This is a genomic window from Kitasatospora sp. NPDC001261 (assembly GCF_042896795.1).
In the GTDB taxonomy this organism is placed as follows: Bacteria; Actinomycetota; Actinomycetes; order Streptomycetales; family Streptomycetaceae; genus Kitasatospora.
In genome coordinates, this window is the sequence record NZ_JBIAXP010000006.1 from 169,745 (window position 1) to 192,182 (window position 22,438).

At 75.2% G+C, this 22,438-nt stretch carries 22 protein-coding genes; 6 read left to right on the forward strand and 16 right to left on the reverse strand.

From position 1 onward, the window contains the following. Positions 1-33: 33 nt before the first annotated feature. Both ACFY4B_RS10370 and mug read left to right on the forward strand, forming a co-directional pair. A complete protein-coding gene (locus tag ACFY4B_RS10370) occupies positions 34-1,182 on the forward strand; it encodes a phosphatase PAP2 family protein (RefSeq protein WP_387967147.1) in 1,149 nt (382 codons plus the stop codon). Between the two features lie 14 nt (positions 1,183-1,196). Beyond that, positions 1,197-1,739 (forward strand): G/U mismatch-specific DNA glycosylase, encoded by a 543-nt coding sequence (gene mug, locus ACFY4B_RS10375; RefSeq protein ID WP_049652089.1) that lies wholly within the window; start codon positions 1,197-1,199, stop codon positions 1,737-1,739. On the opposite strand, the gene ACFY4B_RS10380 is transcribed toward mug, so the two are convergent. After that, entirely contained in the window at positions 1,679-2,704 is a 1,026-nt protein-coding gene (locus tag ACFY4B_RS10380; RefSeq protein ID WP_387967149.1) for a LysR family transcriptional regulator, read from the reverse strand. The two genes, mug and ACFY4B_RS10380, sit on opposite strands and share 61 nt — an antisense overlap. Positions 2,705-2,853: 149 nt before the next feature. Between ACFY4B_RS10380 and ACFY4B_RS10385 the strand changes: the two genes are divergently transcribed. Then, complete coding sequence (locus ACFY4B_RS10385; RefSeq protein WP_387967151.1) at positions 2,854-3,858, forward strand: NADP-dependent oxidoreductase; 1,005 nt, start codon at positions 2,854-2,856, stop codon at positions 3,856-3,858. Positions 3,859-3,897: 39 nt separating this feature from the next. Here the strand turns inward: ACFY4B_RS10385 and ACFY4B_RS10390 are convergent, their stop codons facing one another. Further along, positions 3,898-4,815 carry a sigma-70 family RNA polymerase sigma factor gene (locus ACFY4B_RS10390; protein ID WP_387967304.1) on the reverse strand — a complete coding sequence of 306 codons (918 nt, stop codon included), beginning with the start codon at positions 4,813-4,815 and terminating at the stop codon, positions 3,898-3,900. 89 nt (positions 4,816-4,904) lie between these two features. Here ACFY4B_RS10390 and ACFY4B_RS10395 point away from each other — a divergent pair, with 89 nt between their 5' ends. Continuing rightward, a complete protein-coding gene (locus ACFY4B_RS10395; RefSeq protein WP_387967153.1) occupies positions 4,905-5,600 on the forward strand; it encodes an NAD(P)H-dependent oxidoreductase in 696 nt (231 codons plus the stop codon). A gap of 30 nt (positions 5,601-5,630) precedes the next feature. Here the strand turns inward: ACFY4B_RS10395 and ACFY4B_RS10400 are convergent, their stop codons facing one another. The 3 genes from ACFY4B_RS10400 to ACFY4B_RS10410 all read right to left on the reverse strand — a co-directional run bounded on the left by ACFY4B_RS10400 (position 5,631) and on the right by ACFY4B_RS10410 (position 8,109). Beyond that, on the reverse strand, positions 5,631-6,596 hold the full coding sequence (locus tag ACFY4B_RS10400; RefSeq protein WP_375876934.1) for a M48 family metalloprotease: 966 nt from the start codon (positions 6,594-6,596) through the stop codon (positions 5,631-5,633). Positions 6,597-6,599: 3 nt separating this feature from the next. Next, positions 6,600-7,025: a BlaI/MecI/CopY family transcriptional regulator gene (locus ACFY4B_RS10405; protein ID WP_049656591.1), complete on the reverse strand. Its 426-nt coding sequence runs from the start codon at positions 7,023-7,025 to the stop codon at positions 6,600-6,602. 175 nt (positions 7,026-7,200) lie between these two features. Continuing rightward, the gene (locus ACFY4B_RS10410; RefSeq protein ID WP_074003988.1) at positions 7,201-8,109 is read right to left on the reverse strand and encodes a DMT family transporter; all 909 of its coding nucleotides are present in this window, start codon (positions 8,107-8,109) and stop codon (positions 7,201-7,203) included. Here ACFY4B_RS10410 and ACFY4B_RS10415 point away from each other — a divergent pair. Next, the gene (locus ACFY4B_RS10415; RefSeq protein ID WP_049656596.1) at positions 8,108-9,562 is read left to right on the forward strand and encodes a PLP-dependent aminotransferase family protein; all 1,455 of its coding nucleotides are present in this window, start codon (positions 8,108-8,110) and stop codon (positions 9,560-9,562) included. The genes ACFY4B_RS10410 and ACFY4B_RS10415 overlap by 2 nt on opposite strands. A 15-nt stretch (positions 9,563-9,577) precedes the next feature. On the opposite strand, the gene htpX is transcribed toward ACFY4B_RS10415, so the two are convergent. The 11 genes from htpX to ACFY4B_RS10470 form a co-directional block, all read right to left on the reverse strand. After that, on the reverse strand, positions 9,578-10,441 hold the full coding sequence (gene htpX, locus ACFY4B_RS10420) for a zinc metalloprotease HtpX (protein WP_117488274.1): 864 nt from the start codon (positions 10,439-10,441) through the stop codon (positions 9,578-9,580). Between the two features lie 221 nt (positions 10,442-10,662). Then, positions 10,663-12,207: an NADH-quinone oxidoreductase subunit N gene (locus tag ACFY4B_RS10425; protein ID WP_387822800.1), complete on the reverse strand. Its 1,545-nt coding sequence runs from the start codon at positions 12,205-12,207 to the stop codon at positions 10,663-10,665. Between the two features lie 56 nt (positions 12,208-12,263). After that, positions 12,264-13,820, reverse strand: coding sequence for a NuoM family protein (locus ACFY4B_RS10430; protein ID WP_380776510.1), 1,557 nt, complete (start codon positions 13,818-13,820; stop codon positions 12,264-12,266). A gap of 53 nt (positions 13,821-13,873) precedes the next feature. Beyond that, complete coding sequence (locus ACFY4B_RS10435) at positions 13,874-15,937, reverse strand: NADH-quinone oxidoreductase subunit L (protein ID WP_387967156.1); 2,064 nt, start codon at positions 15,935-15,937, stop codon at positions 13,874-13,876. Next, a complete protein-coding gene (gene nuoK, locus ACFY4B_RS10440) occupies positions 15,934-16,326 on the reverse strand; it encodes an NADH-quinone oxidoreductase subunit NuoK (RefSeq protein WP_049660586.1) in 393 nt (130 codons plus the stop codon). The genes ACFY4B_RS10435 and nuoK overlap by 4 nt, the downstream gene beginning before the upstream one ends. Next, positions 16,326-17,036, reverse strand: coding sequence for an NADH-quinone oxidoreductase subunit J (locus tag ACFY4B_RS10445; RefSeq protein ID WP_387967158.1), 711 nt, complete (start codon positions 17,034-17,036; stop codon positions 16,326-16,328). The genes nuoK and ACFY4B_RS10445 overlap by 1 nt, the downstream gene beginning before the upstream one ends. Then, the gene (locus tag ACFY4B_RS10450) at positions 17,033-17,590 is read right to left on the reverse strand and encodes a NuoI/complex I 23 kDa subunit family protein (protein WP_380670562.1); all 558 of its coding nucleotides are present in this window, start codon (positions 17,588-17,590) and stop codon (positions 17,033-17,035) included. Before ACFY4B_RS10450 ends, ACFY4B_RS10445 begins: the two co-directional genes overlap by 4 nt. Next, on the reverse strand, positions 17,587-18,546 hold the full coding sequence (gene nuoH / locus ACFY4B_RS10455; protein WP_375876941.1) for an NADH-quinone oxidoreductase subunit NuoH: 960 nt from the start codon (positions 18,544-18,546) through the stop codon (positions 17,587-17,589). The genes ACFY4B_RS10450 and nuoH overlap by 4 nt, the downstream gene beginning before the upstream one ends. Continuing rightward, complete coding sequence (locus tag ACFY4B_RS10460) at positions 18,543-19,691, reverse strand: NADH-quinone oxidoreductase subunit C (RefSeq protein WP_387967160.1); 1,149 nt, start codon at positions 19,689-19,691, stop codon at positions 18,543-18,545. Before ACFY4B_RS10460 ends, nuoH begins: the two co-directional genes overlap by 4 nt. Next, positions 19,688-20,428: an NADH-quinone oxidoreductase subunit B gene (locus tag ACFY4B_RS10465; protein ID WP_387967162.1), complete on the reverse strand. Its 741-nt coding sequence runs from the start codon at positions 20,426-20,428 to the stop codon at positions 19,688-19,690. The genes ACFY4B_RS10460 and ACFY4B_RS10465 overlap by 4 nt, the downstream gene beginning before the upstream one ends. Continuing rightward, positions 20,419-20,835, reverse strand: coding sequence for an NADH-quinone oxidoreductase subunit A (locus ACFY4B_RS10470; RefSeq protein WP_049657666.1), 417 nt, complete (start codon positions 20,833-20,835; stop codon positions 20,419-20,421). The genes ACFY4B_RS10465 and ACFY4B_RS10470 overlap by 10 nt, the downstream gene beginning before the upstream one ends. Before the next feature lie 341 nt (positions 20,836-21,176). Here ACFY4B_RS10470 and ACFY4B_RS10475 point away from each other — a divergent pair, with 341 nt between their 5' ends. Beyond that, positions 21,177-22,346, forward strand: coding sequence for a sensor histidine kinase (locus ACFY4B_RS10475; protein WP_387967306.1), 1,170 nt, complete (start codon positions 21,177-21,179; stop codon positions 22,344-22,346). Positions 22,347-22,438 lie beyond the last annotated feature (92 nt).

A 22,438-nucleotide genomic window follows, 5' to 3' on the forward strand; every position in this document is an offset into this window, starting at 1 on the left:
ACCTCCAAGTTTGGGTTGCTAGTTTCAGTGCGCATGACCAAGACCCTCTCCCCGGCCCCGCACGACGTGCGGGCCGGGCAGCCGCGCCCGGTGCCTCCGCCCCGCCCCCGCGTGACGGGCTGGTCGAGACTCCGATGGCTGGCCTGGCCGCTCTACCTGACGTGCCTCCTCTGGTTCCTGCGCACCGAGGGCATCCCCGCGGCCAACGACGTGCTGTTCCTCTGGCTGATCGCCGCCCTGCTGACCGGCGCCGTGCACAGCGGGCACGGCCCCCGCGGCTTCCTCCTGGTCCTGCGCGACTGGGTCCCGGTGATGGCCGTGGTGTGGACGTACTCGCTGCTGCGCGGCTACGGCGCGCACACCCCGTGGGCCCCGCACTGGCTGCCGCAGCTGCGCTTCGACGAGGTGCTCGGCTTCGGCGAGACCTGGACCGTCCGGCTCCAGCACGCCCTCTACACCGCCGGCTCGCCGCACTGGTACGACTACGCCGCGGTGGCCGTCTACCTCTCGCACTTCTTCGTCGTCTTCCTGCTGCTCGCGGTGCTCTGGCGGCGCGCCCACCAGCGCTTCCGCCAACTGCTCGCCGCCTACCTGACGCTCACCTTCGCGGGCTTCGCCACCTACCTCCTCTACCCGGCCGACCCGCCGTGGCTGGTCGCCCAGGAGGGCAACCTGCCGCACCTGTCCCGGGTGGTCTGGGAGGTGATCTCGGTGAGCGGGCTGCCGCAGGCCGACTCGCTGCTGGAGAACGGCAGCCAGTTCGCCAACGACGTCGCCGCGATGCCCTCGCTGCACTCCGCCTACCCGGCGATGCTGCTGTTCTTCTTCTGGCCCACCGCCAAGCGCTGGCTGCGGGCGGTGCTGGTCGCCTACCCGCTCGCGATGACCTTCACCCTGGTGTACGGCGCGGAGCACTTCATCATCGACGTCTTCGTCGGCTGGGCGTACGCGGCCGCGGTGGTGTTCGGCCTGCGCCGGCTGCGCGACCGCCGGGCGGCCAGGGCCTCGGCCCCGCTCGCGGCCCCGGCCCCGGTCCGTACCGAGGCGACGGCCGAAGGCACGACCCAGGCCCCGGCCCCGGTCCGTACCGAGGCCTCGGCCGAGGACGCGACCGAGGCCCCGGCCGAGGGCACGGCCCGGACCGAGGCCCCCGCCAAGGGCACGGCAGACTTGGCCGGGTGAATCCGAGCGCACCGATGAAGCCCACCGCCGAGCAGCTGCTGGCCGCCAAGGACAGCACCATCCCGGACGTCTCCGGGCCCGGGCTGCGGGTGCTGTTCTGCGGCATCAACCCGGGCCTGTGGTCCGGCGCCACCGGCCACCACTTCGCCCGCCCGGGCAACCGCTTCTGGCCGGCCCTGCACCGCTCCGGCTTCACCGGGCGCCAGTACCGCCCGGACGAGCAGCGGGAGTTGCTCGCGCTCGGGCTGGGCATCACCAACGTCGCCCCGCGCGCCACCGCCAAGGCGGACGAACTGACCACCGAGGAGCTGCGCGAGGGCGGCGCCGCGCTGCGCGAGCGGGTGCTGCGGCTGCGCCCGCGCGCCCTGGCCGTGCTCGGCATCGGCGCCTACCGGACGGCCTTCGGGCAGCGCCGGGCCCCGCTCGGGCGGCAGCCGGAGGGCATCGGCGACACCGAGGTGTGGGTGCTGCCGAACCCCAGCGGCCTCAACGCCCACTACACCCTGGACGGGCTGGCCGAGGAGTTCCGCAGGCTCCGGGAGGCCGTCGGGGGCTGAGCGGCCGCCGGGGCCGGGGCCTCTTCCGGAGCCCCGGCCGGCGCCGAAGGACGCGCCGCCCCCGAGAGCCGGGCCGCCACCAGCCCGGCGGGCAGCGGCAGTTCGCGCAGTTCCCGGATCAGCGCCCGGACGGCGGCCGTCCCGGCCAGCTCGGGCGTGGTGACGTACCCGACGGAGCGGCTGGGCGGCCGCGGCCCGAGGTCGGTGACGGCGAGGCCGGCCGGGGCGCCGAGCAGGGCGGTCCGGGGCATGATCGCCATGCCGAGGCCCTGGGCGACCAGCGAGACGGCCACCGTGTCGTCCTCCACGTCCACGGTCGCGGGCGGGATCCAGTCCTGCCGCTGCCACCAGTCCCGGGTGTACGAGCCGCAGTTCTCGTCCCAGTCGACCAGCGGGAGTTCGCGCGGCGCCGGGTGGCCCTGCGGGTGCGCGAGCGCGTACGACTCCTCGTACAGCCGCACCGCGACCAGGCCCGGGACGGGCGGCGGGCCGCCCGCGTCGAGCGTCGCCAGCCCGAGGTCGGCGCGCCCGTCGGCGACCTCCCCGGCGCTGCCCCGGCCGAGCTCCCGGACGATCCGGACCCGGGTGCCGAGCCCGGGGTGGCGCTCGGCGAGCCGGGCCAGGACGGGTGGCAGCAGATGGGCGGCGGCGCTGCGGAAGGCGGCGATCCGCAGGGTGCCGGTCAGCGGCCCGTCCGCTCCCGCGCCGCGCACCTCGGGGCCCATCGCGTCCAGCAGCCGCAGGATCCGGCGGGCGTACGCCACCGCCCGCGCGCCGCCCTCGGTGGGGCGTGCGCCGTGGCGCCCGCGGTCGAAGAGCACCGTGCCCAGCTTCCGCTCGCAGGCGCGGACGGCGTGCGAGACGGCGGACTGGGTGGTGCCCAGGCGTGCGGCGGCCGCCGTGAAGCTCCGCTCCTCCTCGACGGCGACCAGGGTCCGCAGCTCGTGCGGGGCGAGATCGGTCATGCGCCCGAATCTAATCCGCGGGCCCGCGATCCATCGATCCCGCTCATGGACCGGCCCGTTCCATCGACCGCCGCCCCTGCCCGGCCGCTCCCGCGCTTCCTACGGTGATCACGTCCCGCCGAGCCCCCCGCGCACCTGGAGCAGCCCCGATGTCCCGTCCCACCGCCCGCGCCGTCCACCTGGTCGCCCGCCCCGACGGCGCGCCGACCGCCGCGGACTTCGCCTTCGTCGACGAGACCGTCCCGGCCCTCGCGGCGGGCGAGGCCCTCGTCGAGAACCTCTACCAGTCCGTCGACCCGTACATGCGCGAGGAGATGGAGGAGGGCGGCTGGGCGCTGCACGCCCCGCTGGAGGGGCGCACCCTCGGCCGGGTGGTGGAGTCCCGGGCCGACGCCCTGCCGGTCGGGGCGCTGGTCCAGCACCGCCAGGCCTGGCGCACCCTCTCGGTGGTCACCGCCGAACGGGCCAGCCTGCTCCCCGACCTCGCCGGCGTCCCGCTCAGCGCCCACCTGTCGGTGCTCGGCGGCACCGGCCTGTCCGCCTGGGTCGCGCTGACCAGGATCGCCCGGCTCCAGCCCGGCGAGACGCTCTTCGTCTCGGCGGCCGCGGGCGGCGTCGGCACCGCCGCCGGACAGCTCGCCCGCCTGCTCGGCGCCGGACGGATCGTCGGCAGCACCGGCTCCGCCGCCAAGGCCGCCCGCCTCACCGAGCGGCTCGGCTTCGACGCCGCCTTCGACTACCACGACGGCCCGATCGCGGACCGACTGCGCGAGGCCGCGCCGGACGGGCTGCACGTCTACCTGGACAACGTCGGCGGCGACCACCTGGAGGCCGCCATCGGCGCCCTGCGCGAGCGCGGCCGGATCGCCTGGTGCGGCGCGGTCGCCCAGTACAACCGGCTCGGGAACCCGCCGGCCGCCCCGCGCAACCTGTTCGACGTGGTCGGGAAGAGCCTGCGGCTGGAGGGCTTCCTGGTCCGCGACCACCTCGACGCCCGGCCGGAGCTGTACGACTTCCTCGTCCCGCACCTGCGCTCGGGCGCCGTCGTCCCGGACGAGACGGTCGTGGACGGCTTCGACCGGGTGGTGGACGCCTTCCTCGGCATGCTGCGGGGCGAGAACACCGGCAAGATGCTGGTCCGGATCGCCGACTGACCACCGCGTGCTCCGCCGCAGCGCCCATCCCGGCGGCAGTCACCCGGGCAGCGGCAGCACGGCCAGGTCGAGCGCGGCGAGCCGGGCCGGGTCGGCCACCACCTCGTAGCCGGCCACCCGGCCGTCCGCGACCGCCATCCGCAGCACCAGCCGTAGCCGCCCGTCCGGGGCGATCAGGATCCCGGGCACCCCGTCCACCAGGGCCACCACGCCGTACCGGGCCCGGCGGCCGAAGACCGTGGTCTCCCGGGCGACGGCCTGCGCGCCCCGGGCCACCAGGGCGCGGCCCGGTGGCAGCGCCGCCGGATCGGCCCGGCGCACCACGTCCGGCGCCAGGACGGCCAGCAGGTCGGCCAGGTCCCCGCCCCGGGCGGCGGCCAGGAAGGCCTCCACCACCCGCCGGTGCCCGGCCAGCGGCTCCGGGGGCAGCGCGGCCGTCCCCCGGACCCGCTGCCGGGCCCGGCTGGCCAGCTTCTTCGCGGCCACCGGGGTCCGCCCGACGATCGGCGCGATCTGGTCGAAGGGCACCGCGAAGCCGTCGTGCAGCACGAAGGCGACCCGCTCGGCCGGGCCCAGCCGGTCCAGCACCACGAGCAGCGCCCGGCCCACCGACTCGACCAGCAGCGCCTCCCGCTCCGGCTCCGGGCCGCCGCCCGCCGCCTCCGGCAGCGCCTCGTCGGCCGGCTCCTCGCGGCGCGCGGCACGGGCCCGCAGCAGGTCCAGGCAGATCCGGGAGACCACCGTGGTCAGCCAGCCGGGCAGGTTGTCGATCTCCGCCGGACCGGTGCGGACCAGCCGCAGCCAGGCCTCCTGCACGGCGTCCTCGGCCTCGCCGGTCGAGCCGAGCATCCGCTGGGCGATCGCCCGCAGCCGGCCGCGCTCGGCCTCGAAGCGCTCCTCCGGCGCCTCGGCCCGCCGCCCCGGGGCCGCCGCCGCCCCGGCCGCCGCTCCCGACATCGCGTCCCGGTCCATCGGTCACCTTTCCTCGGCGCGGCCCGTCACCGCTATGACGATCCGTCCTCCTCCGAGGTGACCGGGAGACCACCATGACCTCCACCACGCTGCTCCACCTGGACTCCAGCATCAGCCCGTCCGGCTCGGTCAGCCGCGCCCTGACCGCCCGCTTCGCCGATGCCTGGCACGCCCGGCACGGCACCGCCGGCCGGGACCGGTACCGGTACCGCGACCTCGCCGCCGACCCGGTGCCCGCGGTGCTCGCCGCCTACGACGCCCTCGGCCGCCGCACCGAGCGCAAGGGGATACTCCCGCTGGACGACATCGGCCGCCTCGCCGAAGGGCCGGACGAGGCGCACGAGTGGACGCTCAGCCGCCCGCTGATCGAGGAGCTGCGGGCCGCCGGCACCCTGCTGGTCGGCAGCCCGATGTACAACTACACCGTCTCGGCCGGCCTCAAGGCGTGGATCGACCGGGTCACCTTCCCCGGCGTCCACCACGACCCGGAGACCGGCGAGCCGCTGCTGCGCGACACCCGCGTGGTGGTCGTCGCCGTCCGCGGCGGCGGCTACACACCGGGCGCCCCGCGCGCCCACTGCGACTTCCAGGTCCCGTACCTGCGGGCGTACTTCGACCGGATCGGGGTCGCGCCGGAGCACCTGCACGTGGTCACCGCCGAGCTCACCAGGGCCGCGGACGTCCCGGCGCTGAACGCCCTCCAGCCGCTCGCCGCCGAGTCGCTGGCGGCGGCCGAGGCCGCCCTCGACGAGCTGGCCGCGACGCTCTGAGCCGCCCTGACAGGCCTGGCCGGGCGGCCGCTACAGCGGTGTGACGGCCTTGAGCACCACCAGCAGGGCCACGGCGGCGTTGAGCGCGCACAGCGCCGACACCGCCGTGCCGATCGCCGCGACCATCGCCGCCAGGCCCGCCGGGGTCTTGGCCGGCGGCCAGTTGCGGGAGGTCGGCACCGGGCCGAGCAGCGCGGCGACCCGGCGCGGCACCGGGCCGGCCGCGGCCGCCGCCGCGGTCGGCGTCGCGAAGGCCGCGAAGCCGGGGGCCGGGGCGGCGTGCGAGACCAGCGCCGCCCGGGCCACCGCCCGCGCGGTGATCCGGCGGTCCCCCACGGCCTGCGCCGACTCCTCGTCCGCCCACCGCTCCGCGCTGAACGCCACCGCGTGCTGCAGCGGCCGCAGGAACGGGTTGACGCAGGCGGCGAGCTGGGTGGTCAGCAGGTACCGGTGGTGCCGGTGGCGCAGGTGCGCCCGCTCGTGCGCGAGCAGCGCCTCGCGCTCGTCGGCGGCCAGGCCGGCCAGCATCCCGGTGGAGACCACCACCCGGCCGGGCGAGCCGGGCAGCGCGTAGGCGTACGGGCTGTGGTCCGGCAGCACCGCGAGGTCGCCGGACTCCCCCGGCTCCGCGGGCAGCCCGCTCAGCGCCCGGCGGGCCCGGTTCCGCACCCGCAGGTGCCGGACGACCGTCCGGGCGCAGGCCAGGACCACCAGGGCCAGCAGCCACATCGCGGCCGTGCCGACCGTCTCGTGGTACGGCAGCGCGGCCCGCACCTCCGGGTCGGACCAGCTGTCCGGCAGCGGGTTGCCGGGGATCTGCGCGGTGCCGACCACGCCGATCAGTCCGAGGCAGAGCACGCTGCACACCGCCATCACCGCGCTGATCACGGTCATCAGCCGGGCCGCGCCGCGCGGATGCAGGTGCTGCTCGGTCAGGCGCGCGATCGGGACCGCGGTGAGCGGCAGGACGAGCGGGAGGAAGACGAAGAAGCCCACGGGTCAGCTCTCACGGTCGGGCGCCGCCGGATCGGCGGACGCGGCGTCCAGCAGCGCCCGCAGCAGTTCCTCGTCGTGCGGCAGCAGCGCGCTGACGAAGCTGGCCAGGACCGCGTCCCGGTCGGCCTCCCCGTCGAGCATCCGGCGCATCCGCAGCGCGGCCAGCCCGGCGGCGTCCGCGGAGGCCTGCCACAGGTAGGAACGGCCGGCGCGGGTCCGGGTCACGGCGTTCTTGGCGTGCAGCCGGGACAGGATGGTCATCACGGTGGTGTACGCCAGGTCGCCCTCCAGGCGTTCCTGGACCCACCCCGCGGCGGCCGGGCCGGGCGCCTGCTGGAGCACCGCGAGCACCTGCGCCTCCAGCTCGCCCTGGCCTCGTCGTCGGGGCGGCGCGTCCCCGGCCGTCGGGGCGTGCCTCTGGTCTGCCATGACGGCCCACTCCCTCCGGATGCCGCGCCCGGACCGGCGGGCGCGGGTTCATCCTAACGAGCGCGGGGCCGCGCCGATCCGGTCGGAGCGAGGGTTCGGGGGCGTACGGCGCCGCTCCGCTCCGGGGCCGGTACCGCCCGCCCGGTCAGCTCCGGGGCCGGTGCCGCCCGCCCGGTCAGCTCCGGGCCCGTTGGGTCACCGCGATGCAGACCAGCACCACCACCGCGGTGACCGGCGCCGCGGCCGGCAGGTGCTCGCCGAGCAGCAGCACCGACCAGACCAGCGTCAGCAGCGGCTGCGCGAGCTGGAGCTGGCTGGCCCTCGGCACCCCGATCGCGGCCATCCCCCGGTACCAGAGCACGAGCCCGCCGAGCTGCGAGACCGCCGCCGTGTACGCCAGCCCGGCCAGTGCCTTCGCCCCGAGCCGGACCGGCTCGGCGCCCAGCCCGAGCACGGCGGTCAGCAGCGTCGCGGGCAGCGCGACCAGCACCGCCCAGGCGATCACCTGCCCGCCCGGCAGGTCCCGGGAGAGCCGCCCGCCCTCGGCGTACCCGGCGGCGCAGAGCAGCACCGCCACGAAGAGGTAGAGGTCGGCGGCGGTCGGCCGGCCGTGGCTCTGGACCAGGGTGAAGGCGAGCACCGCCGCAGCCCCGGCGAGCGCCGCCGCCCAGAACGCCCCGGACGGCCGGCGGCCGGTGCGCAGCGCCGAGACCACCGCCGTGGCCAGCGGCAGCACGCCGATGACCACCGCCGAGTGGGCGGTCGAGGAGGTGCGCAGGGCGAGCGTGGTGAGCAGCGGGAAGCCGAGGACGCAGCCGGCCGAGACCACCAGCAGCCCGGGCCACTGCCCCCGCCGCGGCGGCCGGGCGCGGACGGCCAGCAGGTAGAGCGCGGCCAGCACAGCGGCCAGGACGCCGCGCAGACCGGTCGCGGTCCACGGGCCGAAGCCGGTCAGGGCCCACGCGGTGGCGGGGAAGGTGAGCGAGAAGGAGGCCACCCCGAGGGCCGCGAGGGCGGTACCGGAAGCGGGGGCCGGTCGAGGTGCTATCGCCTTCGGGCGGATAGCGCTATCTTGTGCCGTCATGAACGAGCGTAGCAGCGTGACCGAACTCGCCGACATCCTGCGGCGGGAAGTGGAGCGCTACCCGGAGGGGCGGAAACTGCCCGCCAGCCGGGCGCTGGTGGAACGCCACCAGGTCAGCCCGGTGACGGTCTCCCGGGCCATCGCGGTGCTCGTCGCCGAGGGGCTCGTGGTCTCCCGGCCGGGCGCCGGGGTGTTCCGGGCGGCCGCCTTCGCCGCTGCCCCGGCCGTCCCCGCCCCGCCGGCCGGCCGGACCGGCGACCTCTCCTGGCAGGAGATCGCGCTCAGCGCCGACTCCGGCCCGCGCGACCTGCTCGCCGCCCCGGTGTTCGACACCCTCCGGGTGCCCGCGCCCGACGTCATCGACCTCAACAGCGGCTACCCGCACGCCTCGCTGCTGCCCGAACGGCTGCTCGCCGCCGTCCTCGCCCGGGCCGGCCGGCGGCCGGGCGCCTGGGACCGCCCGCCCACCGACGGGCTGACCGAACTGCGCGGCTGGTTCGCCCGCGACATCGGCGGCCACGGCGGGCCGATCGGCGCCGGGGACGTCCTGATCACCGCCGGCGGGCAGAGCGGGCTGACCGTCGCCATGCGGGCGCTCGCCGCGCCCGGCTCGCCGGTGCTGGTGGAGTCGCCGACGTACTCGGGCATCCTGGCGGTCGTCCGGGCGGCCGGGCTGCGGCCCGTCCCGGTGCCGGTCGACGCCGACGGCGTGCGCACCGACCTGCTGGCGGAGGCCTTCGCGGCCACCCGGGCACGGGTCTTCCTCTGCCAGCCGCTGTTCCAGAACCCCACCGGCGCGGTGCTGTCGCCCGTACGGCGGGAGGAGGTGCTGCGGATCTCCCGGGCGGCCGGGGCCTTCGTGGTCGAGGACGACTTCGCCCGGCTGCTGGTCCACGCGGACGCCCCCGCGCTGCCGCGCCCGCTCGCCGCCGACGACCGGGACGGGGTCGTGGTGCACCTGCGCTCGCTGACCAAGGCGGCCTCCCCCAACCTGCGGGTCGGCGCCCTCACCGCGCGCGGCCCGGCGCTGGCCCGGCTGCGGGCCACCCAGGTGGTGGACAGCTTCTTCGTGCCCCGGCCGCTCCAGGAGGCCACCCTGGAACTGGTCTCCGACCCCGCCTGGGCCCGCCACCTGCGCACCCTCGGCGCCGAACTGCGCGACCGCCGCACCGCCGCCGTCGCCGCCCTGCACCGCGAGCTGCCCGGCGTCGTCGGCACCCACCGCCCCGGCGGCTACCACCTGTGGCTGCGCTTCCCCGACGGCGTCGACGACACCACCCTCGCCAGGGCCGCCCTGCGCGCCGGCGTCCAGCTCTCCCCCGGCCGCCCGTACCACCCCGCCGAGCCCCCGGCCCCCCACCTCCGGCTCAGCTACGCCGCCGCCGAGAGCTCCGCCCAGGTCGCCGAGGGCGTCCACCGGCTGCGGCTCGCGTACGAGGAGCTCGCGGACTGACGCCCCGGGGCGCTGCTAGACCCGCCCGCCCGCCATCCGCTCCAGGCGGGCGATCCGCTCGGCCATCGGCGGGTGGGTGGAGAAGAGCCGCGCACCGGCCTCGCCGGGCCGGAACGGGCTGGCGATCATCATGTGGCTCGCGGTCTGGAGCTGCGGCTCGGGCGGCAGGGGCAGCTGACGGGTGCCCGCGTCGAGCTTGCGCAGGGCGTTGGCGAGGGCGAGCGGGTCCCCGGTGATCCGGGCGCCGTCGGCGTCGGCCTGGTACTCGCGGGAACGGCTGACCGCCATCTGGATCAGCCCGGCCGCGAGCGGGCCGAGGATCATGATGGCGAGCATCCCGAACAGCCCCGGGCCGTCGTCGTCGTCGCTGCGCCCGAACGGCACCAGCCAGGCGAAGTTCACCAGGAACATCACCACCGAGGCGAGCGCCCCGGCCACCGAGGAGATCAGGATGTCCCGGTTGTAGACGTGGCTCAGCTCGTGCCCGAGCACGCCCCGCAGCTCGCGTTCGTCCAGGATCCCCAGGATGCCCTCGGTGCAGCAGACCGCCGCGTTGCGCGGGTTGCGGCCGGTGGCGAAGGCGTTCGGGGCCGGGGTCGGGGAGATGTAGAGGCGGGGCATCGGCTGGCGGGCGGAGGTGGAGAGCTCGCGGACGATCCGGTACAGCCCGGGTGCCTCGAACTCGCTGACCGGCCGGGCCCGCATGGCCCGCAGCGCGAGCTTGTCGCTGTTCCAGTAGGCGTAGGCGTTGGTCCCGAGGGCGACCAGCAGGGCGATCACGAAGCCGGTGCGGCCGAAGAGGCCGCCGATCACCAGGATCAGCGCGGAGAGGCCTCCGAGCAGGACGGCGGTCCTCAGTCCGTTGTGCCGGCTGTGCACGTCAGGCCCTCCAATGGTGCGGTGGGGAAGCCCTTTCTGCCTCGTCCCTCTTGCCCGGTCAACGGGTGGGGCCGGGGACCTTGTTCCCTTGTGACCGACGTGACACCGCCGGGCCGCACCCCCGGTACCACCGCACCGTCACCGGGCCGTCACGGCGGAGCGGCCCGGCCTCACCCCCGGATCGGCCCGACCCGGGCCCGGAACCACGGCCCGGCCCGGGCTCAGAACAGCGAGCCGCCCGCCACCTGGAGGACCAGCTGCGGCGCCACCGAGAGGACCACGGCGGCGGAGGCGGTGAGCCCGAGCGTCGCGGTGAGGCTCACCGGCAGGCGGTGCCCGGCGGCGGCCCCGTCGAGGGGCGCGTCGCCCGCCGGGGCGAACAGCCGGGCCGTCCAGAGCAGGTAGTAGTACAGGGCGACGACCACGTTGACGGCCATCACCACGGCGAGCCAGCCCAGCCCGGCGTCGACCGCCGCGCGGAACACCACGACCTTGCCGAACAGGCCGACCACGCCCGGCGGCAGCCCGGCCAGGCAGAGCAGGAAGAAGGCGAGCGCCAGCGCCGTCCAGCGGTTGCGGGCGAACAGGCCGCGGAAGTCGTCCACGCTGGTCCCGGCCCGGCGGCCGACGGCGGCGACCACCCCGAAGGCGCCGAGGTTCACCACGCCGTAGATCAGCGCGTACGCGGCGGTGGCGCCGAGCGGGTCGACGCCGGTGGGCGCGTAGCCGGCCGCGGCGAGCGGCACCAGCAGGTACCCGGCCTGGCCGACCGAGGACCAGGCGAGCAGCCGCACCGCGCTGTACCGGGTGTCGAAGCGCTGCCGCAGCGCGCCGACGTTGCCGACGGTCATGGTGACGGCGGCCAGCACCGCGAGCACCAGGCCCCAGGTGTGGGCGTACGGGCGGAAGGCGACGGTGGTGGCGAGCGCGAGCCCGGACAGGCCGGCCGCCTTGCCGACCACCGAGAGGTAGCCGGCCACCGGCAGCGGGGCGCCGGTGTAGGTGTCGGGCACCCAGAAGTGGAACGGGACGGCGGCGACCTTGAAGGCGAAGCCGACCAGGGTGAGCACCGCGCCCGCCTCGGCCAGCGGCCTGAGCTGTCCGGGGGCGTGCTCCAGGCCCTGGGCGACGGCGCCGAGGTGCAGGCTGCCGCTCGCCGCGTAGACGAAGCCGACGCCGAGCAGCATCACGGCGGTCGCGGTCACCGAGGAGACGAAGAACTTGAACGCGGCCTCGGCGCCCCGGCCGTCCCGGCGCAGCGCGACCAGGGCGAAGGCGGGCAGCGAGGCGACCTCCAGGGCGATCACCATGGTGGCGAGGTCCCGGGAGGCGGGCAGCAGGGCGGCGCCGGTGGCGCTGGAGAGCAGCAGGAACCAGTACTCGCCGCGCGGCAGCTTCTCGTCCTCCACGGTGTGCGTCGACAGCAGCGCCGCGATCAGCGCGCCGCCGAGGGCGAGCAGCTGGAACACCAGGGCGAAGTGGTCGGCGACGTACGAGCAGCCGCCGTTGTCGGACCCCCCTGCTACGTTCTGCACGCAGAAGGTGGCGCGGGGTGACGATCCGGTGAGGGGAAGGAGCGCGATGAGGGCGAGGGCGAGTCCGGCCGCGGTGAGGCGGCCGAGCCACTTCTTGTGCCGCTCGGGCAGGAACAGGTCCGTGAGCAGCACGGCGAGGGCGGCCACGGCGGCGATCAGCGGGGGCGCGATCGCCACCCAGTCCACGGACTGGATCAGGCTGCCCGGGTTGGCTACGGCGAGGGAGGTCACAGTGTGCTGCCCCGTGGAGTGAGGTCCGAGTGCGGCGGTCTGGGCTGCGAGCACGGTCAGCCACCCCCGAGGAGGTGCTTGACGGCGGGGTCGGAGAGGCCGAGCAGCAGCGCGGGCCAGAGTCCGGCGAGCAGGGTGAGCGCGGCCAGCGGCGTCCAGCTGACGGCCTCGTACGGGCGCAGGTCGGCGAGCTCGGCCACCGGGGCGGGCTGCTCGGGGTCGCCCATGCAGACGCGCTTGACCACGATCAGGAGGTACGCGGCGGTGAGGAGGGTGCCGAGGCCGGCCAGGACCATGTAGGTGACGAACGCGGGGCGCGACAGGCCGGCGGCCGGGTCGAACGCGCCGAACATGGCGAGCAGCTCGCCCCAGAAGCCGGCCAGGCCGGGCAGCCCGAGGCTGGCGACGGCGGCGAAGGCGAGCAGTACGCCGAGCCGCGGGGCCCGGCCGTACAGGGCGGCGCCGGTGGCGCCGGCCAGGGTGTCGAGGTCGGCCGTGCCGTAGCGGTCCTTGAGCGCGCCGACGACGAAGAACAGCAGGCCGGTGATCAGGCCGTGGGCGATGTTGGCGAACAGCGCGCCGTTGACGCCCACCGGGGTGAGGGAGGCGATGCCGAGCAGTACGAAGCCCATGTGGCCGACGGAGGAGTACGCGATCAGGCGCTTGAGGTCGCCCTTGGCGCCGGGGCGGGCCAGCGCCAGGCAGGCCAGTGAGCCGTAGACGATGCCGACGGCCGCGAAGGCTCCCAGGTAGGGGGCCAGGGTGGCGGCGCCGTCCGGCACGACCGGGAGGAGGACGCGGACCAGGCCGTAGGTGCCCATCTTCAGCAGCACGCCGGCGAGCAGCACCGAGCCCACCGTCGGGGCGGCGGTGTGCGCGTCGGGGAGCCAGCTGTGCAGCGGCCAGGCGGGGGCCTTGACCGCGAGCCCGACCAGGATCGCCAGCGCGGCGATCACCTGGGTGGTGTGGCTCAGGCCGCTGCCGTGCGCGGCGGCCAGGGCCTGCATGTCGAAGGTGCCGGCCTTGCTGCCGATCAGCAGGAAGCCGAGCAGCATCACGGCCGAGCCGAGCAGCGTGTAGAGGATGAAGCGGTTGGCGGACGGCACCTTCGCGCCGCTCCCCCAGCGGGCGATCAGGAAGTACATCGGGATCAGCACGATCTCGAAGGCCAGGAAGAAGAGCAGGAGGTCCAGGACCGCGAAGGTGGCGAGCATGCCGACCTCGAGCAGGAGGAACAGCCCGACGAAGGCCTGCGCCGAGGGCACGGTCTCCCCGTCCGGCAGCCGCTTCTCCGAGTACAGCGCGCAGAGGAAGGTGAGCAGCGCGGTCAGCACGACCAGCGGCAGCGAGACGCCGTCCACGCCGAGGTGGAGGCGCACGTGCAGGGCCGGGATCCAGGACACGTCGGTGGTGGCCTGCATCCGGGCGGGTTCGTCGTGGTCGAAGCCGGCCGCGAGGGCGACGGCGAGCAGGAGCACCGCGCCGGTGACGACGGTGTTCAGCCGCAGTGCCCGCCGGTCGGCCACGGCCCGGTCCGGCCCGAACACCGGCGCCAGGGTGAGTGCGGCACCGAGCAGCGGCAGCAGCAGGAGGGCGATGAGGACTGCGTTCATCGGGGGCTCCCAGCAGCGGTCGAGGTGGCGGAGGTCGAGGACAGCAGCACCGGCTACACCGCCACCAGGACGGCCAGCAGGACGACGCCGGCCAGCAGGGCGCTGAGGTACGTCTGCGCGTTGCCGGTCTGCGCGAGCCGGACGGCCCGGCCGAGCAGGTTGGCGCCCGCTCCGCTGCCGCGCACGTAGGTCTCGACGACCTCGCGGTCGAGGAAGCGGACCAGCTTCGCGGCGGCGCCCACCGGGCGGACGAACAGCGCGTGGTAGAGCCGGTCGACGCCGAAGCCGTGCCGTGCCGGGCCGAACAGCGGGCCCAGCAGGGTGCGCCCGGGGTCGGCGACGATCACCTCGGCGGCCGGGGCTCCGCCCTGCTCGGGCACCCTCCCCCAGCCTCCGGCCGGGGCCGGGCGGCCGGTGCCCAGCCGGGCGGTCGCCGAGCGCCAGGCGCCGTACGCGGCGATCACGCCGACCGCGGCGAGCCCGGTCCCGGTGACCGCCGTGACCGCGGAGGGCCGCAGCGAGCCGCCGTCCAGGAGCGCGGGTAGCCAGTCCGAGCGCAGGCCGACGATGCCGAAGCCCATGGTCGGCACGGCCAGCACCCAGAGCGGCCAGCGCATCGCGGGCGGCTCGGCGGTGGCCGGGTCGGCCTCGTCGAGTTCGGGCGAGTACGGCGCGCCGGCCTCGTGGTCGGCCGGTGCCAGGACCTGGACCCGGGCCTTGGCGGCCGCGGCCGTCGGCACGGCGGCCCCGGCCGGGCTGTGGAACGCCAGCAGGAAGAGCCTGGTCGCGTACGCGGCGGTGAGCAGCGCGGTGAGCCCGGCGGAGATCAGCACGATCCACCCGGCCGCCTGCGGCACCGCCGAGGCCGAGCCGAGCCCGTTGGTCAGCGCCTCGCCGTTGGCGGCGTGCTCGGCGGCGGTCAGCACCGCCTCCTTGCTGAAGAAGCCGGAGAACGGCGGCAGCCCGACCAGGGCGACGAGCGCGATGCCCGTCGTCCAGTAGGCGTCCGGCACCCGCTTGCGCAGCCCGGGCATGCGGGACATCGCGGAGATCGAGTTGGTGTGCGCGGCGTGGATCACCACGCCGGCGGCCAGGAACAGCAGCGCCTTGAACGCGCCGTGGCTGACCAGGTGGAAGACCGAGGCCTCGCGGTCCCCGCTGGCCAGCGCGCCGGCCATGTAGCCGAGCTGGCCGACGGTGGAGTAGGCGAGCACCCGTTTGAGGTCGTCCTGGGCGAGCGCGCAGAGCGCCGAGCCGATCATCGTCACGGCGGCCATCACCGCGAGCACGACCAGCGCCGCGCCCGACAGCAGGAACACCGGCAGCAGCCGGGCGACCAGGTAGATGCCGGCCGCGACCATGGTGGCGGCGTGGATCAGCGCGGACACCGGGGTCGGGCCGGCCATCGCGTCCGGGAGCCAGGTGTGCAGCGGGAACTGGGCGCTCTTGCCGGCCACGCCGGCGAGCAGCAGCAGCGCGGTCAGCGTCGGGTGCCCGAGCCGGCCCTCCGTCGCGGCCGCCAGCACGTCCGGGACGCGGAAGCTGCCGGCGTCCGCGCCGAGCAGGAAGATCCCGAACAGGAACGGCACGTCACCGAGCTTGGTGACCAGGAAGGCCTTCAGCGAGGCCGAGCGGGCGTCCGCGGTCTCCCAGTGGTGGCCGATCAGGAAGTACGAGCACAGGCCCATCACCTCCCAGCCGACCAGCAGCACGATCAGGTCGCCCGAGTAGACCACCAGGAACATCGCCGCGGTGAACAGCGAGACCAGCGCCGCGTACGAGGGGTAGCGCGGGTCCTCCTTGAGGTACGCGGTCGAGTAGACCTGGACGCAGGTGGCGACCAGGCCGACCAGCACGGAGATCAGCGAGCTGAAGCCGTCCAGGTGGAGGCCGAGCGTGATGTCCGGGCCACCGGTCGGGGTGAGCCGGGTGCCGGCGTCCAGGGTCCGGCCGGTGCCGAGCTGGAGGGCGACCACCAGGGCGAGCACGGCCGCGACGGCGACCGGGACGATCGCCAGCGGCCGGGCCAGCCCGGGCGCCTTCCGGCCGACGGCCAGGGTCGCGGCGGCGCCGAGCGCGGGCAGCGCGGGGACGAGTACGGGCAGGGCGAGGTTCATGCGGCGGCCTGGCCCTTCAGTGCCTCGGCTCCGGTCGGCGTCCCGGCGCCGACCGGCGTCTCCTCGACGGCGAGCGCCTCGCCCGGGTCGCCGAGCGCGGTGGCCCGGTCGATGTCCGCGGTGCCCCGGGCCCGGAACAGCAGCAGGACGATGGCGAGCCCCAGCCCGACCTCGGCGGCGGCGACGGTGATGGTGAACAGGGTGAGCGCCTGCCCGGCGTGCAGCGAGTCCCGCAGCCACGCGTCGAAGGCGACCAGGTTGAGGTTGACGGCGTTGAGCATCAGCTCGACGGACATCAGCACCAGGACGGCGTTGCGCCGGGCGAGCACGCCGTACACGCCGACGCTGAACAGCAGCGCGGCGAGGACGGCGGGGTAGGCGAGGTGCATCAGCTCTCCTCCGACGCGGACGGCGCGGACGAGGCAGTGGGGGCGCCCGCAGTCGTGCCGGCGGCCGCGTTCGCGGCGACCGTCCCGTTGGACCCGACCGGCCGCCCGGCGCGCAGCCTGCCCGCCCGGGGCGGCGGCACCCGCCGCCCCGAGCCGCGCGACAGCACGATCGCGCCGACCAGCGCCGCCAGCAGCAGCACGGACAGCGCCTCGAAGGGCAGCACCCAGTGCCGGAACAGGCTGGCCCCGGTGACGGCGGCCGAGCCGCCGCCCTGGCCGAGGTCGATCCAGGAGGTCCGGAAGGCGTCGACCACCAGCGTGACCAGCGTCCCGGCCGCGGCCAGCGCCACGACCAGGGCCACCCAGCGGTTCTTGGAGTCGGCGTCCGGCGAGCGCCCGATCGGCGCCTTGGTGAGCATCAGCCCGAACAGCACCAGGACGACCACCGAGCCGAGGTAGATCAGCACCTGCACCCAGGCGATGAACTCGGCTGTGAGCAGCAGGAACTCCACCGCCAGCCCGCCGAGCGCGACCACCAGCCAGAGCGCGGCGTGCACCAGCTGCCGGGTGGTCACCGAGACCACGGCCGAGCCGAGCACGGCGATCCCGACCAGCAGGAAGACGATCTCCTGCCCGGTCGGGGACAGGAACGAACGGGCGGCCGGCTCCAGGGAGCCGGTCGCCGCGAGAAGCGTGGTGGCACCGGTCACGCGTCGTCACCCTTCTCCTCGAGGGCCGCCGCGGCGGCGGCCGCCAGCTTGTCCGCGGCCTTGCGCGCGGTGGCGATCTCCTTGGGCTCCTCGGCCGCCGGGTCCAGCGCCGGCGGCGCGGGGACGGTCCACATCCACTCGCGGAGCTTCTCCCGCTCGTGGGTCAGCTCGTGGATGTCGGTCTCCGCGTACTCGAACTCCGGCGACCAGAACAGCGCGTCGAAGGGGCAGACCTCGATGCAGATCCCGCAGTACATGCAGAGCGAGAAGTCGATGGCGAACCGGTCCAGCACGTTGCGGGTGCGGGCCCGGGCGTTCGGCTCGGCGGCCGGCAGCGTCTCCTTGTGGGAGTCGATGTAGATGCACCAGTCCGGGCACTCGCGCGCGCAGAGCATGCAGACCGTGCAGTTCTCCTCCAGCAGCGCGATGACGCCGCGCGAACGCGGCGGCAGCACCGGCTGCACGTCGGGGTACTGCGCGGTGACGCTCTTCCTCGTCATCGTCCGCAGCGTCACGGCCAGGCCCTTGGCGAGCCCGATACCGGGGAAACTCATGAGATCGCCACCTTGATGATGCCGGTGAGGGCCAGCTGGACCAGCGCGAGCGGGATCAGCACCGTCCACGCGAAGCGCATCAGCTGGTCCTCGCGCAGACGCGGGTAGGTGACCCGCAGCCAGATGACCACGAAGGCCAGCGCGAAGGTCTTGAGGAGCATCCAGAGCCAGCCGAGCTGGTCCGGCAGCGGTCCGTGCCAGCCGCCCAGGAAGAGCACCGCGGTCAGTGCGGACACCACCAGGATGCCCACGTACTCGGACAGCAGGAACAGGGCGAACCGCAGGCCGGTGTACTCGGTGTACGCGCCGAAGATGATCTCCGAGTCGGCGATCGGCATGTCGAACGGCGGGCGCTGGAGTTCGGCCAGACCGGCCGTGAAGAAGACGAACGCCCCGATCAGCTGCCAGGGCAGCCAGTACCACTCCCAGGCGTCCACGATCCCGGGCAGCGACAGCGTTCCGGCGGCCATCGCCACCGAGGCCGCCGCCAGCACCAGCGGCAGCTCGTACGACATCAGCTGCGCGGCCGTGCGCAGGCCGCCGAGCAGCGAGAACTTGTTCGCCGAGGCCCAGCCGGCCATCAGCTTGCCGATCACGCCGACGCCCATCACGGCGAGCACGAAGAACAGCCCGGCGTCGATCGCCTGGCCGACGAAGCCGTCCGGGCCGACCGGGATCGCCAGCAGCACGAAGAGGTACGGCAGCAGCGAGACGGCGGGCGCCAGCTGGAAGACCCGGCGGTCCGCCCCGGCCGGGACGATGTCCTCCTTCTGCGCGAACTTCACGCCGTCCGCGACGAGCTGCGCCCAGCCGTGGAAGCCGCCCGCGTACATCGGGCCGAGCCGGCCCTGCATGTGCGCCATGACCTTGTGCTCGGTCTGGCCGATGACCAGCGGGAGGACCAGGAAGACGACGAGGGTGGCGACGCAGCGCAGCACCGTGTCGAGCAGGTTCACGCGCCTTCTCCGTCCTGGTCGGCCGGTCCGGCCGAGGTCTCGTCCTTCTGCTCGACCGGCTTGCCCGGCTCGGCGGGCTCAACGGGTTCAGCGGGCTCGCCCGGCTTCTCGCCCGACGGCTTCTCGTCGTGGGCGGGCACCGGGTTGTGCCAGGGCGCGTCGGAGGACCGGGGCGCGTCGGAAGGCCGGGGCCGTACGGGAGCCGCGGGCTCGGCCGTCGGCTCGGCGACCGGTTCGGCGGGAGCCTCGGCGTCCGTCTGACTGGCCGACCCCTCGGACACCGACCGGGTCCGTCGCGGCCGGTCCGCCCGCACCGGCGGGGCGCCCTCGGCCGGAGCGGCCGCGGGAGCCTCGGCGCCCGCCTGGCTCGCCGACCCCTCCGACACCGACCGGGTCCGCCGCGGCCGGTCCGCCCGCACCGGGGCACCGCCCTCGGCGCCCGCGGCAGCCGCACCGGCACCGGCACCGGCACCGGCCGCACCAGCGGCACCCGCGCCCGCACCCGCAGCCGCCCGGGGCGTCCGCGCCGCCGCCCCCGCCGCCCGCGCACCGCGCGCGGGCCGCTCGGCGACCGGCGGCAGGGTGCCCTTGAGCGGCCCCCACTCGTTCGGGTCCGGCACGCCGGCCGGCTGCATCTTGCGCCGGGCCGGCCCGCCGCCGTGGTCGGACTCGCCGGGCTCCTTGGCGCCCGGCCAGTCCTTGGCGACCCGGGCCGCGAGCACGAACTCCTTGCGCAGCGGGTTCCCCTCGAAGCCGTCCGGCAGCAGCAGGGTGGCCAGGTGGGGGTGCCCGGGGAAGTCGATGCCGAACATCTCGTGGGTCTCGCGCTCGTGCCAGGCGGCACCGGCGTACACCGGGACGGCGGTCGGCAGCGCGGCCCGGTCGCGCGGCACCCGGGTGCGCAGCGCGAGGTGCCGGACGCCGGGCGCCTCGACGGCGGCCAGGTGGGCGACCACGGAGAAGCCCTCGGCGAGCTCGTCGACGGCGCTCAGCCAGTCGAAGAAGCCCAGGCCCAGGACGTCCCGGGCGTTGGTGAGCGCCTCGGTCCAGTGCTCGGCGGGGACGTCGACGGTGACCAGCCCGTACGCCTCGGCGCCGGTCGCCCACTCCCCGACCGACGCCGCGTACTGCTCGGCGGATGTCACGAGACCCCTCCCTCGGTCGAAGCGCCGGCCGCGGAACCGGCCGCGGTCCCGGCCGCAGTCTCGGGCGCGGAGCCTGCCGCGGAGCCGCTCGCGGTACCGGCCGCGGAAGCCCCCGAAGGCCCGGCCACCAGCGGCCGGCGCAGCGCCGCCGCGGGCGCGGGCACGGTGTAGCGGTCCGGCAGGGACTCGGCGGCGATCTTCTCCTGGAGCTTGAGGATGCCCTGGAGCAGCGCCTCCGGCCGCGGCGGGCAGCCGGGCACGTAGACGTCCACCGGGATGATCTGGTCCACGCCCTTGGTGACCGAATAGGAGTCCCAGTAGGGGCCGCCGGAGTTGGAGCAGGCGCCGAAGGAGATGACGTACTTCGGCTCGGGCATCTGCTCGTAGAGGCGCTTGACGGCGGGCGCCATCTTGTCGGTGACCGTCCCGGAGACGATCATCAGATCAGCCTGACGGGGTCCGGGCGCGAACGGGATGACACCCATCCGGATGAAGTCGTGTTTGGCCATCGAGGCGGCGATGAACTCGATCGCGCAGCAGGCCAGCCCGAAGTTGAAGCACCAGAGGCTGTAGCGGCGCCCCCAGTTGAGCACCACCTTGACCGGGTCCGGCGCGAGCCGGGCCAGCGGGCCGAGGCCGCGGCGCTCGACGGCACCGGGGCGCGCGGGGTCCGGCAGGCCGAGCGGGACGGGACCGCCCTGTGCGCCGCCGTGCGAGTGGGAGTGCGTCACGTCCATTCCAGAACGCCCTTCTTCCAGGCGTAGAGCAGCCCGACCGCGAGGAAGCCGATGAACAGGAACATCTCGATCAGCGTCCCGGCGCCGTACCCGGCGGTGGCGAAGACGGTCGCCCAGGGGAACAGGTAGATCGCGTCCACCGCGAAGATCACGTACAGGAAGGCGTACACGTAGTAGCGGATCTGGGTGTGCGCCCAGTCCTCGCCCACCGGGTCCACCCCGCACTCGTAGGCGAGGAGTTTCTCGGGCGAGTACACCACGGGCCGCAGCAGCCGGTTGGCGGTGAACGCCACGGCGACGAAGAGCACCCCGACGACGGCCATCAGGCCCATCGCGGCGTACGCGTCGAAGTAGCCGCTGCCGACCGCCGGGTCGGCCGCGACGGCAGCCGCGTGCTTCCCCTCCATGCCTTCGCCTCCACCTCGGCCGTGAACCCGCCCTCAAGACAGTTCTACGACGTTTGCTCTCACCGGCCCAACCATGGCCAAAGCGTGAGTCTAAGGGGACCGCTCCGCTCCGCCCGAACCCTGCCCGCTCCGCAAGACGGCCGGTGGACACCCGGGCGGGCGTCCGGTGACCGGGCGCGGGGGTGGGGTTAACCCCCGGCCGGGAAGATGTATCACCCCCATGGCCCCCACCGCTCCCGGTTCGGGAAGCTTGGTCCAGCCGCACGACGAAGTAGGGACGGTAGATCCGCATGAAGCCGCTGCACCGCGCCGTGGACGCCATCAAGGAGCAGGACGCCCGGATGGAGCGCCCACCGCTGTACGGCACGAGGATGTGGCACCAGGTCGGCCAGTTGCTGCTGAACCTGCCGCTCGGCATCTTCGGCTTCGTGCTGGCCATGACCGCGCTGTCGGTCGGCCTGGGCCTGTCGGTCACCGTGCTCGGCCTGCCGATGCTGGCCGGCGGCCTGGCCGTCTCGCGCTCCCTGGGCACGCTGGGCCGGCGGCGGGCGCGCGCCGCGTACGGCTCCGCGATCGACGAGCCGGAGCCGGTGAAGCCGCGCCGCCCGGGGGTGGTCGGCTACACCATCGCCCAGCTCACCGACCTGCTGAACTGGCGCTCGGCGCTCTACAACGTGCTGATGCTGCCCTGGGGCGTGCTCAGCTTCGCCCTGACCCTGGTCTCGGTGATCGTGCTCTGGCCGGTGCTGCCCTGGGTGATCCGCGGGCTGGCCTCGGTCGACCGCATCCTGATCGAGTCGCTGCTCTTCCCGGGCGCCCTGGCCGAGCGGGTGCGCGAGCTGGAGGACGACCGCGGCACCGTGGTCGACACCGCCGCCGCCGACCTGCGCCGGATCGAGCGCGACCTGCACGACGGCGCCCAGGCCCGGCTGGTCGCCCTGGCGATGGACCTCGGCATGGCCAAGGAGCGGCTGCGCGAGGTGGAGTCCGAGGACGACATGGCGGCCGCCGCGAAGATGGTCGACAACGCCCACGGCGAGGTGAAGCTGGCCCTCCAGGAGCTGCGCGACCTGGCCCGCGGCATCCACCCGGCGGTGCTCACCGACCGCGGCCTGGACGCCGCGCTGTCCTCGGTCGCCGCCCGCTGCACCGTCCCCGGCGGCGTCCGGGTGAGCGTCGACCTGAGCGGCCCGGACGGGCAGCCCGAGCGCCCGGACTCGGCGGTCGAGGGCATCGCCTACTTCACCGTCAGCGAGCTGCTGACCAACGTCTCCAAGCACGCCGGCGCCCGCACCGCCACGGTCGAGGTCTGGCGCTCGGACAACCAGCTGATGGTGCTGGTCCAGGACGACGGCAAGGGCGGCGCGGCCCCGTACCCGGGCAGCGGCCTGGCCGGGCTGGCCGAGCGGATCCGCGCGGTGGACGGGGTCTTCCTGGTGGACAGCCCCGACGGCGGCCCGACCACCGTCACCGTCGAGCTGCCCTGGCGCACCCGCACCGCCCGCCGCTGACCACGGGAACAGCACGGCACAGTAGGGCGCCGGGACCTCGTCGAGGCGAAGACGAGGTCCCGGCGCCGTTCCGGTACGGCACCCGGCCCGCT